Genomic DNA, 13,907 nt, shown 5'->3' on the forward strand with positions numbered 1-13,907 from the left:
TTAGAAAAATCAGTAATATAGATTGAAGCTCTTCAGGAAAGGTAGTATAATTAAATCCATATTGAAAACGAATACATAAAGATGCGGAAGATGATTAAAGGGGGAAGGCTGATGAACGGGATTTGGCTTGCGGTTTTCGGTATTATTGTCCTGGCACTTGGTTATCGGTATTATTCTAAATTCTTGGCAGAAAAGATTTACAAACTTGACCCGAACTACACGACACCGGCTCATAAATATAAAGACGGTGTGGACTTCGTTCCGACGAATAAGTGGGTTTTATGGGGACATCACTTCACGTCTGTTGCGGGAGCTGCTCCGATTCTCGGCCCTGCTATCGCTGTGTACTGGGGATGGCTTCCGGCTCTTTTGTGGGTGCTTCTCGGTACCGTTTTTGCGGCAGGTGTCCATGACTTCGGTACACTCGTTCTGTCTGTACGGCATAAAGGGCAGTCAGTAGGGACGCTCGCGAATACGCTGATCGGTCAACGCGCCAAAATACTGTTTTTATTCATTATTCTTATCCTGGTGCTCATGGTCAACGCTGTATTCGCCTGGGTTATAGCAAACCTGTTCATCACAAATCCGTCCGCGGTGCTGTCTGTATTCATCCAGATACCGCTGGCCATATGGATTGGTTATACGGTATACAAAAAGCAGGGAAGTATGCTTCTGCCGTCTCTGGCAGCTCTTGCGGTTATGTATCTGACGGCCATCGTCGCCAGTTATGTTCCGGCTCTGCAGATTGACCTGGTCAGCTATTTCGGCGGGGAAGGCAGTACTTCTCTTTTCGGAGCTTCGGCTACATCTATGGCTTTCTTCGTCTGGATCATTATCCTGATGGTTTATGTGTATATAGCTTCGACGATGCCGGTATGGAAACTTCTGCAGCCGAGGGATTTTATCAACTCCCATCAGCTGGTTGTCGGACTTGCCATCCTTTATCTGGGTCTTCTGTTTTCGAACCCGGAGGTCACTGCGCCGGTAAATAACGGAACGGCAGATACATCCTGGTTCCCTTTGCTGTTTATAACCATCGCCTGCGGGGCGATTTCCGGCTTCCACGGTCTTGTGTCTTCCGGCACCTCATCCAAGCAGCTGGATAAAGAAACGGATGCCCGGTTCGTCGGATATCTTGGTGCTGTAGGGGAAGGGGCGCTCGCTTTGATTTCCATCATAGCCGTAGTAACTTTCTTTCCTACAGCGGGAGATTTCACAAACACGTACAGCGGCTTTGCGGAAGCAAGCGGAGCGGGTCTCGGGGTTTTCGTTCAGGGCGCAGCCCAGCTGGCGACCGGACTTGGCATCCCTGCCCAGGCTGCAGCTACCATCGTATCGGTAATCGTTGTAAGCTTTGCGGCTACGACACTCGATTCATCGGTGCGTCTGATGCGTTATATCATCTCCGAACTGGGTACGGAATATAATGTTCCGGCGCTGACAAAGACTCATGTTGCTACTACAGTCGCTGTCGTTTCCAGTGCTGCTCTTACACTTATTCCGGAAGGTCCGAAAGGTTTCGGTTCCGGAGGATATCTGTTATGGCCGCTGTTCGGTACGTCGAACCAGCTGCTTGCAGGTATCAGTCTGTTACTTATTTCCGTATGGCTGAAGCGGCTCGGCCGAAATTACTGGCCGGCGATGATTCCGATGATTTTCCTGATGTTCATGACCCTCTGGGCCATGATTTCTCAGGTACTCACCGACTGGGCACCGTGGGTGGAAGGATCTGACTGGCTTCTGTTTACGTTCGGCGCTCTTATTATGGTATTCGCCATATGGATAACGATTACTGCCATCTCTGTTCTGATGAAAGAAGATGGAGGTAAAGTCGAAAAAAGTAACTGATCGATAACAGAAAGAAGGGGAGCACAATACTTTTGTGACTCCTCTTTGATTTGCAAGTGATGATACAAAGGTGTGGACCAAAGAATCAGGGAATGATGTCGATATGCACGAAACTCTGCTAGTCAAAGAAAGGAGAATTTTATGCCTGATCGTAAATCGATGATCAAACGTCTCGTGGATTACTACGAAGAAGTGCTCAGTATGCCGCATCGAACGGAAATAGCCCGGGAATTAAGGGACGAGGATGATCTTTTCCTGCTGCTTCTGTATTCCGATATGCTTGGTATACCGAACCCGGCGTTCTACTATACTCTGGAACTGTACCCGTATATTATTGATAAGTATCACGACTGGCATTTACGGATGGGAATGGAAAAATCCCCCCTTGAGGGAATACGCTGCTGCTGAAGGAGAATGATGTATGAAAGAGAAAATTGTATTTATCGGTGGAAAAGGCGGAGTCGGGAAGTCGACGACGAGTGCGGCTCTTGCTCTGGTGAGAGCGGAAGAGGGAAAGAAAACACTTATCGTGTCCACCGATCCTGCCCACAACCTCGGAGATATTTTCCATACGAAGCTTAATCACGAGAAGAAGAAACTGACCGACAACCTGTGGGGGATGGAAGTGGATGCCCATGAAGAATCCGCCCGCTATATCGAAGGGGTCAAGAAAAACCTGGAAGGGCTTGTGAAATCAAAGATGGTCGAAGAAGTGCACAGACAGATTGACATGGCGAGTGCCTCGCCTGGTGCGGAAGAAGCGGCTCTTTTCGACCGGATTACGGCAATTATCCTGGAGGAGAACGAACAATTCGATCATATCATTTTTGATACAGCGCCGACCGGCCATACCCTTCGGCTGCTGACCCTCCCCGAAATGATGACTGTATGGATTGACGGGATGCTTGAGAAGCGTAAAAAAACGAACGATAATTATACACAGTTGCTCAATGACGGTGAGCCTGTCGAAGATCCTATTTATGATGTCCTCCAGGAACGACGGGAGAAGTTTGAAGCTGTACGGGAAATCGTTCTCGACGAGGAGAAAACGAACTTCGTATTCGTCATGATCCCCGAACGCCTCTCTATCCTTGAAACCGAACAGGCCATTAAACAGTTGCATCAGCACCATTTTCACATCCGCGATATTTTCGTGAATAAAGTGCTGCCGGATTACGCTGACGGCACTTTTCTTCAAAAACGCCGGGAAGTGGAAAAAGAACATCTGAAAGAGCTCCGGGAAACTTTCCGTAACCAGCACCTTGTCGAGATCCCGCTTTATGAAGAAGACATCGCCACGCTTGCACAATTAAAAGATTTCAGTGATCACCTGCGTCACTCGATGACCGGCAGTAAATATTAAATCGGATATTTCCCCATGAGTTCACTCCAGGTCGGAGGGCGGAAACCGTTTCTTCCGGTCACCGGTTCCGCTTCCTGCAGGGAACGGAATATAGCTTCTTCCACAGCTTCCCCGACAGCACGGAACGCTCCGTCCAGAAGATGATCTGGGAGACGGGGTTGATTCTTCGCGGTCGTAAAGCCGATGACTACATCCCCGCTTCCGTTGCCGATAAATGACCCTGTCCGGGAGAGTCCGGTGACGGATCGTTTCAGTATGCGCGTAAGTTGTCTGTGGGTAACAGGAAGGTCCGTTGCGACGATTATCATAATGGAGCCTTTATCCTCATGGGGTTCGGCTTTTACTTTGTCGGCCCAATACTTCCCGATCTGTTTCCCGTGGAACGTCAAATCGCTCATTACTCCGAAGTTTGTCAGAACGAGAACTCCGAGAGTGTAGGTGACCTTGTCGACTGAGATGAGACGGGAGGAAGAGCCGATACCTCCTTTCATGGAGTAGCACAGCATCCCGCGCCCGGCCCCGACGGATCCTTCCCGGAACTCTCTGCCGGCTGCGCGGATTGCTCTTCGGGCGTGTTCGGTAGTGATGCTTCTGCTTCTGATATCATTCAGAAACATATCGTTGCACTCCCCGACCACAGGGTTGACTGTTCCTGATGTTCTCCCGATTTCTTCATTCTCTTCCAGAGCATGGTCCAAAAGAGCATTCAAACAACTTCCGACTCCCAATGTATTGGTTAGCAGAAGGGGTGTCTCAAGTTCTCCAAGCTCCTCCAGCTGCATCATTCCGGACGTTTTCCCGTAGCCGTTTATTACGTGAGAAGCAGCAGTGACTTTTTCCCGGAATACATTACCTCCATGCGGGAGTACAGCTGTAACTCCGGTCTGCACAGATCCTTCGCTCAATGTTTCATGTCCTACGAGAACACCCTCTACATCCGTTATTCTGTTGCTGTGTCCTTTCCCTGTTACTTCTGACCTGGCCATTATTTACCGCCTCCTTCAGCTTTCTTTCATTTTATCATAAGCGTTTCAGTCAACGACTGTCCTTATTAATTGAAAAAGTTCACAATCCGTTGTCCTTTCCCGGCATAATACGTTTTATTGTGGTTAAACTATGAAACCTCCACCGGATGTTTGTGGTCCGCACACGTTGAGGAATGCGCTTTCAAGAATTATAATTTTCTTAACAGTTCAAACAGATCTGCTACTAACTCTTCATGAGTTCAGGGAGGTAAGGAAAGAAAGGGTGTGTTGAATTTGCAAGCCATCACGAAGAATTTTTTCTTGTTTCTATCAAATAATAAAACACTCGATCGTTTGGCAAAACAGTACGGAACCCGATTCGGTGTCGATAAGCTGGTCGGAGGAGAAACTTTTTCTCAGGCAGTTCCGGTCATCAGACAGCTGAATGATGAAGGGTTAGTAGTAACCGTGGATCATCTCGGGGAATTCGTGGATTCCGAAGAGGAAGCGAAAGAACGTGCCGGGGAAGCTGTGGAAACGGTGCAGACAATGTTTGATCATAACCTGGCCTGTGAGATGTCCGTGAAGCTGACATCACTCGGTCTAGACATAAGCCGCGAACTGGTGATCCGGAATATGGAACGAATTCTGGATAAAGCTCAGGAACTCGGCATCACTTTACAGATCGATATGGAGGACTCCGGTCGATGTCAGGCAACTATAGATGTCTTCAAAGAACTGCGGGCGAAGTATCCGAACGTCGGACTCGTCATCCAGTCCTATCTATATCGGTCGGACAGAGATCTGGACGAACTGGACAAATACGATCCGTACGTGCGACTCGTGAAAGGTGCTTACAAGGAGCCCGGAACTGTCGCATTCCAGGATAAAGATATGGTAGATAAGAACTTGAAACAACTGGTCAAGAAACACATGCTTAACGGCAACTATACAGCCGTCGGGAGTCATGATGAAGAAGTCATCAACTTCACGAAAGAGCTGGCCAGGGAACACGGTATTTCAAAAGACCGTTTCGAATTTCAAATGCTTTACGGCATGAGAAATAAATTGCAGCATGATTTAGCGAAAGAAGGGTACACTGTGCGCGTCTATATGCCATACGGAATGGAATGGTATGGTTATTATATGAGACGTCTGGCAGAACGCCCTGCAAATATAGCCTTTGCAGTAAAAGGAATCTTTTCACGATAATATAAATCGAAAGGGGAATGTATCATGGTAGCGCCATACAAACACGAACCATTTACGGATTTTACAGTCAAAGAAAACAAGGAAGCTTTCGAGGGGGCTCTTAAGTATGTAAAAGGGGAACTCGGAAAGCAGCATGATCTTCTAATTGACGGCGAGCGTATCCGTACAGATGCAAAAATAGAATCGACGAACCCTGCGAACACGAAAGAAGTGGTAGGGGTCGTATCCAAAGCGAATAAAGAACTTGCCGAAAAAGCGGTGGAGTCTGCATCGGAAGCTTTCGAAGACTGGAGAAAATGGGACCCGGAAGCACGTGCCGGAATTCTTTTCCGTGCAGCTGCCATCATCCGTCGCCGCAAGCACGAATTTTCTTCCTATCTTGCTTATGAAGTAGGTAAACCATGGAAAGAAGCGGATGCCGACACGGCAGAAGCGATTGATTTCCTTGAGTATTATGCCCGCCAGGCTGTAGAACTGAAAAAAGGGAAACACGTGGAAAGCCGCGAAGGCGAACACAATCAGTATATTTATCAGCCTATCGGCGTGACAGCTGTTATTCCACCGTGGAACCTGGCGCTCGCTATTATGGCAGGTACGACAGTAGCACCACTGGTTGCAGGTAATACTGTAGTTATGAAACCTGCTTCCAACAGTGCAGTAATCGCAGCCAAATTTGTTGAAGTGCTTGAAGAAGCCGGACTTCCAAAAGGTGTTCTGAACTTCATTCCGGGCAGCGGTGGAGAAGTAGGGAATGCGATTGTGGACCACCCGAAAGTCGGTCTCATTTCCTTCACAGGCTCCCGTGCTGTCGGTACGAGCATCATTGAACGTGCTTCAAAAGTCCAGGAAGGCCAAAATCATCTGAAACAGGTTATTGCCGAAATGGGTGGTAAAGATACGGTGGTCGTGGATAAAGAAGCCGATCTTGAAACGGCTGCCGAAGCTATCGTCGTTTCCGCCTACGGTTTCTCCGGACAGAAATGTTCTTCCGGTTCCCGTGCTGTCGTTCATGAAGATGTCTATGATGAAGTGCTGGAAATGGTGAAAGAACGTACAGAGAAACTTACCGTAGGGAATGCTACAGAAGATAACGTCTACATGGGCCCTGTAGTGGATCAGAGCGCCTATGACAAAGTGATGAGTTACATCGACATCGGTAAAGAAGAAGGCCGACTGGTTACAGGCGGTAAAGGGGACAACTCTAAAGGGTATTTCATCGAGCCTACAATTTTCGCTGACCTGGCTCCGGATTCCCGCATGCAGCAGGAAGAGATTTTTGGGCCTGTCGTCTGCTTCACAAAAGCCCGTGATTTCGATGAAGCTATCGACATAGCGAATAATACGGAATACGGATTGACAGGTGCCGTCATTTCCAATAACCGTGCTCATCTTGAAAAAGCGAAGTACGACTTCCACGTCGGAAACCTTTACTTCAACCGTAACTGCACAGGCGCCATCGTCGGCTACCAGCCGTTCGGCGGATTCAAAATGTCCGGTACGGATTCTAAAGCCGGTGGACCTGACTATATTATGCTGCATATGCAGGCTAAAACAGTTTCGGAAATGTTCTAGTATCACTAAGGAAAGTACCATCCTTGTAAAAGGGTGGTGCTTTTTTTATGATATATTTTTTGACAAATGGAATTTTCCTGAACAATCAGCACTTTTCTTGTTTCTGACACTTGAAAATAGGTATAATGATACCGAGCGAAACCTTGTTCGGGAAAGGATAGAAATAAATGGAATGGAAAGAACTTCTGATGCAGGTGGAAGATATTCACAAGGCAACCGAAATCATCAGTACGAAGCTGAAGAAGCCTGTAATTATCGAAAATAAGAGTTTTGAACTTGTATCCTACAGTTCCTCCTTCGATGGATTCGATCAGACACAGCAGAAGACTATACTATCGAAGAAATGCCCGGTGTTTATTATAGATCATCTGAAAAAAGAGGGGATCGTGCAGCGTCTGGAGCGTACCAGTCATCCGGTTCGCGTTCATCCGATCGAAGATATAGGGTTCCGACAGCGGGTAGTCATTGCAGCAAAGCATATGGGGCAGACGGTAGGATATGTGTGGATACAGGAATCGGACGACTGGATGGAAGAGGAGGACATGGAATTTCTCCGCGACATCACTCCTTATATCGGTAAGATGATCTATGATCTTCATAAAACGACGAGCGAAAAAGATAACCGGAAAGATGAAGTATTGTGGAAATTGCTCAATCACGAGTATTCTTCTGAAAGTCAGCTGAAGAAAGATGCCGCTCTCGTCAAAATTTCCCTGCCGGAACGCGCTTCTGTCATAGTTTTTTCCGTAACGGAAAGCAGGTACCGGTATATGCTGGATTACCTCGAGCGGATCGTGCGGACGTATAAGCAGGAATATCGTATGTACTTTCTGAAATCGGAATATCAGCTGGTTCTGCTGATGGAAGCAGAATCGGAAGGGGAGTCTTTACGTAAAGCCCGCACTTTTATTTCGAGAGTGAAGACGGAAGTCGGAGAAGAGGAATTTTATTGTTTTCTGATAGGTGTCGGAAAAGAGTATGACACCCTCCGGGAAATACGGAAAAGTTTCCTGGAGTCACTCGAAGTGATTGAAGTTGCAAGTTTTCTTAAGCCCCGTCCGGAGACGATGCCGCGGGAATTCTCGAAGATGGGCACGTATCGCTATCTTGCTGCTCTTTACGAAAAGAATAGTGCCGACGATTATTACAGTGGAGATCTTTTGAAACTGATCAAAAACGACAGGGAAAAACAGACAGACCTGCTGCGTACGCTTGAAATGTACCTCGCCAACAATACGAAAGGGAAACAGACGGCAAGCGAGTTGTATATCCATCCGAATACGCTGAACTACCGGATTAAACAGATTCAGGAGCTTACGTCCATAGATTTCCAGGATTTCAATATGAAAGCCCATCTCTATATGGAACTGCTCCTCGTTAACAACGTGGACTCCTACTATCACAGATATCTGAACGCACTTTCTTAAGCGTATGCAACCTTCTGCATACGCTCATTTTTTCGTCTTGTTATTGCGGGAGGGGTACCATATACTTAAAGGAACATCATAGAAATCAGGACGCAGGGAATATGGCAGCGATTTTATCTCTTTACATCTTCATGACCCGACGAAAGAAATCAAAAATGAAGTGGAAAACTACAAAGAAGGTGATCAGGTGGCTGATATTTCTTACATTATCCCCACTTTTAACAATGTGGACCTGCTGAAAAAATGTCTGCATACTTTACTTCCCGAGACGGTAAAAGGGGATAAAGTGATTATTGTGGATGACGGGGGAAGCGACGGGACTTACGAATACTTGATGGAAACCTATAAGGAAGATACCCGTTTTATCATTCTGCATCAGGAAAATCAGGGGCAGGGTGTAGCAAGAAATCTGGGTCTTGACCATGCAGTGACGGAATATGTCTGGTTTGTCGATTCGGATGATCTGTTAGTGGAGGGTGCCCGCCGGAAAGTGAAAGGAATTCTCGACACGAATGAATGGGACATTCTGATTTTTGATTACACTGTAAAAAAATCGCGAACTGAAATGAAAAATGTCGCTTTAAAACTTAAGTATTTGGATTACAGGGAATTGATGCTCACTGATCACTTTCCATGCAACAAAATTTTCAGAAGAAAACTTTTCGACGTCATCCGTTTTCCGGAAAAGAAATTCAGATTCGAGGATCATGCGACTATACCTAAAGTACTTCACGAAGCTGACCACGTTAATTATTTAAATACTCCCTTGTATGTATATGATTTGAGTCACGAGACGAATGTAAGTAAAAACGAGAAACTTTACGATCATATGTATATAGCATGTAACTGCCTTGTGGATTACTTCAGAGAAGGTGGAGAAGTAAGAAAGGGGCTGGAACCTCTTTTAATCAATACTTTTCTTTTTAACAGAATGTACTCTTCAAGAGATGTATCATTTTCCGAAAGAAAACGTGAATTCATGGAAATGGAAAGGTACCTGAATGAAAGCATTCCGGGCTGGCAGACATCTGAGTATCTTGATTTTTCGTTCTGGAAAAAGTACCACCACATGCAGCATTATACTTTTGTTAAATTGTTCAACATAAAGTTATTTTCCCGCTCTCCTTTAGCGGCTTTACTGATCCTGCACCCGTTCAACAGTCTGAAGAACTCAGTCAAAAAAATAGTCAGGTGAGGTGAATTTCATAAGGGAACAGTCGCAGCCTATAAGTCAGGGCTGCGTTTTTTCTTATCCGGATCATTTGTTTAAAGGTGTACAGTTAGTGGAACATTCTCTGTACAACTACAGGAGGATGATAAAGTGATTGAACACAAGTTATACATTAATGGTGAATACACAGAGTCCAGTGGAGATGATTGGATAGAGATCGAAAACCCGGCTACGGGTAAGATTATTTCCAAAACTCCAAGAGGTACCGAAGAGGACGTGAATAAAGCGGTGGAAGCAGCGAAACAGGCTCAAAAAGGCTGGGAGCTCACACCGAATGTTGAAAGAGGAAAAATCGTCCGTCGTCTCGGGGACGAAATCGAAGCCAACCGCGATACGTTCATTGATCTCCTGCAGGAAGAACAGGGGAAAGACTACGGACTGGCCAGCGGGGAAGTGGACCTGGCTATTGATTACTTCCGCTATATGTCCGAGTGGGCAAGACGCATAGAAGGTGAAATTGTACCGAGTGACAGAGAGAACGAGAACATCTTCGTTTATAAGAAACCGATAGGAGTCGTGGGCGGTATCGTACCATGGAACTTCCCGGTATTCATTCTGGCACGTAAAGTTGCCACTGCTCTCGTAACCGGCTGTACAATCGTTCTGAAGCCTAGTCAGCAGACCCCGAATACGGCTGCCGAATTCACAAAAATCATCGATAAGATGGAAGATATTCCTAAAGGGGTTTATAACTTCATTACCGGCACAGGATCCGAACTCGGAAACGCTATGGCTTCCCACAAAGACGTTGAGATGATCACGATGACCGGAAGCGTCCCCGCCGGCACAAAAGTGATGGAAGCGGCAGCGCAGAATATTACGAAAGTGAATCTGGAACTCGGAGGGAAAGCACCGGCTATCGTCACGGATAAAGCCGACCTCGATATAGCAGCGGAAAGTATCGTTACGTCCCGGCTTGCAAACAACGGGCAGGCCTGTACGAACGCAGAGCGTGTCTACGTACACGAAAGTAAAAAAGAAGAGCTTATTGAGAAATTGAAAGAGTCCTTTGAAGGTATGAAAATAGGAAATCCGAAAGAAGATAAAGAAGTGGACGTCGGCCCTCTTGTCAGCAAAGAACGCCTGGAAGAAGTCGAAGAAATGGTGAACAATGCTGTCGCTGATGGTGCTACTGTTGTTACAGGAGGAGAAAGAGCGGATCTTGATTCCGGTTATTTCTTTAAACCGACCATTCTGACCGATATTTCCCATGAATCGGAAATCATGACGGAAGAAATATTCGGTCCGGTTATTCCAATTTCGACATACAAAACACTTGATGAAGCGATTGAAAAAGGAAATGACACCGAATATGGTCTGTCCTCCTCGGTATACACCGACGACGTCAACCAGGCGATGCGCGTGGCTAACGAGCTTCGTTTCGGAGAGACGTATGTAAACCGCGAGAATTTCGAAGCTGTGCAGGGTTATCATGCCGGAATGCGTCAGTCGGGGCTTGGCGGTACCGACGGCAAACACGGCGTAGAAGATTTCCTTGTGACACAGGTTGTGTATATGCAGTACAAAAATGACAAACAGTAATGATGTTCCTGCATCCGGAGACGGATGCAGGAAATTTATTAAAAGGAGTCACAAAAATGATTATAGATAATGTGCGGATTTACCAGCCGTCCGGTGAAGAAAAGCCGGAAGAACTGTACGCAGTGGAATTCGAAGGAGAATACATTAAAGCAGTGTACCCGAGTCCTTACCAGGGAGAGGGGCCGGTCATCGACGGGGAAAGCAGGGTGCTTGCGCCGGGATTCAATGATTCACATATGCATCTGCTGAGGTACGGATTGCTGGTGAAAGAGCTGGATCTCCGGGAGGCGGACAGTTTCAAGGAGATGAAAGAGATGATACAAAAACATTACGGGGTGCTTGAAGAAGGGCAATGGATATTCGGTAAAGGTTTCAATGACGCCGGATTTGAGGATCTGGAACGCCCGTTGACAGCAAAAGATTTAAACGATATCCAGGTGAATGCCTACATTTATCTTATTCATGAGGACGGACATGAGTGTGTCATCAGTGAAAATGCTCTGGACCTCTTAAAGGAAGAAAAGGAGTTTTCCCGCATACCTGAATCCTTTAAGGAGAGAGATACTTCAGGGCAGATGAATGGACGTTTTAAAGACACTGCGGTTCATTTCATCAATCACAGGTTCTGGGGACGTGATAAGGAAGAGGCTAAAAATGCTATTAAAGCGGCCCTTCCCCGTCTGAGCAGCTATGGTATAACGAGTGTACATACGGACGACCGCAGTTTTATCGGTAGTTTTGCGAGGCTTTATGAGGCGTACACCGATCTGGAGCAGGAAGGGAACCTGCCGATTGATGTGCAGCTTCACCATTATGTTTTTCACAAAGATGATATTACGGAATTTGTTGAAAAAGAAACGATGCGCACAGGAGATGGTACCGCTAGCGTAACGGTGGGGGCTGTTAAACTGTTTCTCGATGGAACCCAGCGGCTTCATACTGCTTCGATGAGAAACCCGTACCCGGATGAACCGTCAAAAAGCGGTCCGCTCATTTACAATCAAAAAGAAGTGAACGAGATGGTACGCTACGCCGCACAAAACCAGATGCAGGTAGCGATGCATGCGATCGGGGACCGGGCTGTGGAACAGGCAGTGACAGCTTTGGAGCAGGAAGAAGCCTGTACGAAAGATTTGCGTCACCGGCTCATACATGCCCAGACTCTGGCGCCGGACTTGATTGAGCGCATTTCTGCCAGCCATGCCTACGTGGAGACGCAGCCTTCTTTTCTTCTCGGAGAATGGGATAAGAAAGAGAAATGGGTACCGGAAGAGCTTGTACCTTTTTCGGATCCCTACAAGAGTATGAAGAAAGCAGGGATCCCGCTTACTTTAAGCTCGGATTTGCCTATCGGTTCGATCAATCCTATGGTAACAGTAGGAACGGCTGTTACACGGCAGGACCTGGAAGATCAGCCCGAGGGCGGATGGATGCCCGGGGAGAAATTGACAGTGGATGAAAGTTTTTATGGAATGGGCCATGCTCCTGCCTACCTTGAATTCAAAGAATATCGAAAAGGGAAAGTGAGCCCGGGGTATCAGGCGGATTTCGTTTTGCTGGACCAGCATCCACTCGAGAGCCCGCCAGGCCGGCTGAAAGATATTAAAGTTACGGAAACGTGGCATAAAGGTATACAGACGTACGCAGAATCTGAATGAAACAACCCCGGCAGCGCCGGGGTTGTTTTCGTTGCGTTTACAATCATCTGGTGTCCTGCACGTACAGGCGGCTCAGAGTTTTACAATGGTTCTTCCGCGAACTTCACCACGCAGAATTTTATCAAGGACGCCCGGTACTTCTTCGAGGCTGACTTCGTTCAGCATATCCTCCTGAAGCATGGAAGGTTTCCATTCATCCGCAAGTTTCTGCCATACTTTTTTACGTTCGTGCATAGGGCAGGTGACGGAATCGATGCCGAGCCAGTTTATCCCCCGGCCGATAAAGGGCAGGACAGTGGTGGAAATCTGGATGCCGCCTACAAGTCCGCTGGTGGAGACGGAACCGCTGTTTTCAAGCGTGCTCAAAATATACTGAAGGGTATTGCCACCTACCGGGTCAACCGCACCGGCCCAGCGTTTTTTCCGTGTAGGGGTACCGTCCGTATCCATGATTTCATCTCTGTGAATGATAGAGGACGCTCCCAGTTTTTTCAGATAGTCATGCTCGGAATCTTTTCCGGTAGCTGCCGTAACACTGTAACCATTCTGGGCAAGAATATTTACGGCGACACTTCCGACACCGCCGGTTGCACCGGCAACGAGAACTTCACCCTTTTCCGGAGTGAGCCCGTTATCTTCAAGTCTCTGAATGGACAAAGCGGCGGTAAGACCCGCAGTTCCGAGAATCATCGCTTCTTTTAAACTCATATTTTCAGGAAGAGGTACCACCCATTCTTTCGGTACTCTCGCAATCTGGCTGAACCCTCCGTCGTGTCCGGTGCCGAGGTCGTAGCTTGTAACGATGACTTCCTGTCCTTTTTTGAAAGAACCGTCCCTGGATTCTATTACAGTTCCGGAAAGGTCGATGCCCGGAACGAGGGGATAGTGTTTTACTATCTGATTCTGGTTCCCTACAAGGGCATCTTTATAATTGATACTGGAATAGGCTACTTCTATCGTGACATCCCCTTCGGAAAGGTCGTCTTCCGTCCGAGAGCGGAGATGCAGGTTTTTATCTTCTTCGAGCACCAGTGACTGGAATTTTTCCATCGGTTATTCCTCCTTAATAAATGCTCTTATTCTCATAGC

11 protein-coding genes are annotated in these 13,907 nt (G+C 47.0%); 9 read left to right on the forward strand and 2 right to left on the reverse strand.

The window, feature by feature from the left end; translation table 11 throughout:
- Window positions 1–111: 111 nt before the first annotated feature.
- From BLU03_RS10650 to BLU03_RS10660, 3 genes are all read left to right on the forward strand, one after another.
- The gene (locus BLU03_RS10650) at window positions 112–1,848 is read left to right on the forward strand and encodes a carbon starvation CstA family protein (protein WP_008588300.1); all 1,737 of its coding nucleotides are present in this window, start codon (window positions 112–114) and stop codon (window positions 1,846–1,848) included.
- 141 nt (window positions 1,849–1,989) lie between these two features.
- Window positions 1,990–2,256 (forward strand): cory-CC-star protein, encoded by a 267-nt coding sequence (locus tag BLU03_RS10655; RefSeq protein ID WP_008588302.1) that lies wholly within the window; start codon window positions 1,990–1,992, stop codon window positions 2,254–2,256.
- A gap of 13 nt (window positions 2,257–2,269) precedes the next feature.
- The gene (locus BLU03_RS10660) at window positions 2,270–3,211 is read left to right on the forward strand and encodes an ArsA family ATPase (protein ID WP_093107728.1); all 942 of its coding nucleotides are present in this window, start codon (window positions 2,270–2,272) and stop codon (window positions 3,209–3,211) included.
- Here the strand turns inward: BLU03_RS10660 and BLU03_RS10665 are convergent.
- Window positions 3,208–4,197 (reverse strand): DmpA family aminopeptidase, encoded by a 990-nt coding sequence (locus BLU03_RS10665; RefSeq protein WP_093107730.1) that lies wholly within the window; start codon window positions 4,195–4,197, stop codon window positions 3,208–3,210. The two genes, BLU03_RS10660 and BLU03_RS10665, sit on opposite strands and share 4 nt — an antisense overlap.
- A 273-nt stretch (window positions 4,198–4,470) precedes the next feature.
- Between BLU03_RS10665 and BLU03_RS10670 the strand changes: the two genes are divergently transcribed.
- From BLU03_RS10670 to BLU03_RS10695, 6 genes are all read left to right on the forward strand, one after another.
- Window positions 4,471–5,388, forward strand: a complete 918-nt coding sequence (locus tag BLU03_RS10670; protein ID WP_076571444.1) for a proline dehydrogenase family protein — start codon at window positions 4,471–4,473, stop codon at window positions 5,386–5,388.
- A gap of 24 nt (window positions 5,389–5,412) precedes the next feature.
- Window positions 5,413–6,960, forward strand: a complete 1,548-nt coding sequence (gene pruA, locus BLU03_RS10675) for an L-glutamate gamma-semialdehyde dehydrogenase (protein ID WP_008588312.1) — start codon at window positions 5,413–5,415, stop codon at window positions 6,958–6,960.
- 167 nt (window positions 6,961–7,127) lie between these two features.
- Window positions 7,128–8,387 (forward strand): PucR family transcriptional regulator, encoded by a 1,260-nt coding sequence (locus BLU03_RS10680; RefSeq protein WP_008588313.1) that lies wholly within the window; start codon window positions 7,128–7,130, stop codon window positions 8,385–8,387.
- A gap of 187 nt (window positions 8,388–8,574) precedes the next feature.
- Window positions 8,575–9,582 carry a glycosyltransferase family 2 protein gene (locus BLU03_RS10685; RefSeq protein ID WP_176765461.1) on the forward strand — a complete coding sequence of 336 codons (1,008 nt, stop codon included), beginning with the start codon at window positions 8,575–8,577 and terminating at the stop codon, window positions 9,580–9,582.
- Between the two features lie 126 nt (window positions 9,583–9,708).
- Window positions 9,709–11,160, forward strand: a complete 1,452-nt coding sequence (aldA, locus tag BLU03_RS10690; RefSeq protein WP_008588318.1) for an aldehyde dehydrogenase — start codon at window positions 9,709–9,711, stop codon at window positions 11,158–11,160.
- A gap of 56 nt (window positions 11,161–11,216) precedes the next feature.
- Window positions 11,217–12,818 (forward strand): amidohydrolase, encoded by a 1,602-nt coding sequence (locus BLU03_RS10695; RefSeq protein ID WP_245698827.1) that lies wholly within the window; start codon window positions 11,217–11,219, stop codon window positions 12,816–12,818.
- A gap of 72 nt (window positions 12,819–12,890) precedes the next feature.
- On the opposite strand, the gene BLU03_RS10700 is transcribed toward BLU03_RS10695, so the two are convergent.
- Window positions 12,891–13,868 (reverse strand): acrylyl-CoA reductase family protein, encoded by a 978-nt coding sequence (locus BLU03_RS10700; RefSeq protein WP_093107736.1) that lies wholly within the window; start codon window positions 13,866–13,868, stop codon window positions 12,891–12,893.
- Window positions 13,869–13,907 lie beyond the last annotated feature (39 nt).

The sequence above is a fragment of the Salimicrobium album genome (assembly GCF_900107115.1).
Lineage (GTDB): Bacteria > Bacillota > Bacilli > Bacillales > Halobacillaceae > Salimicrobium > Salimicrobium album.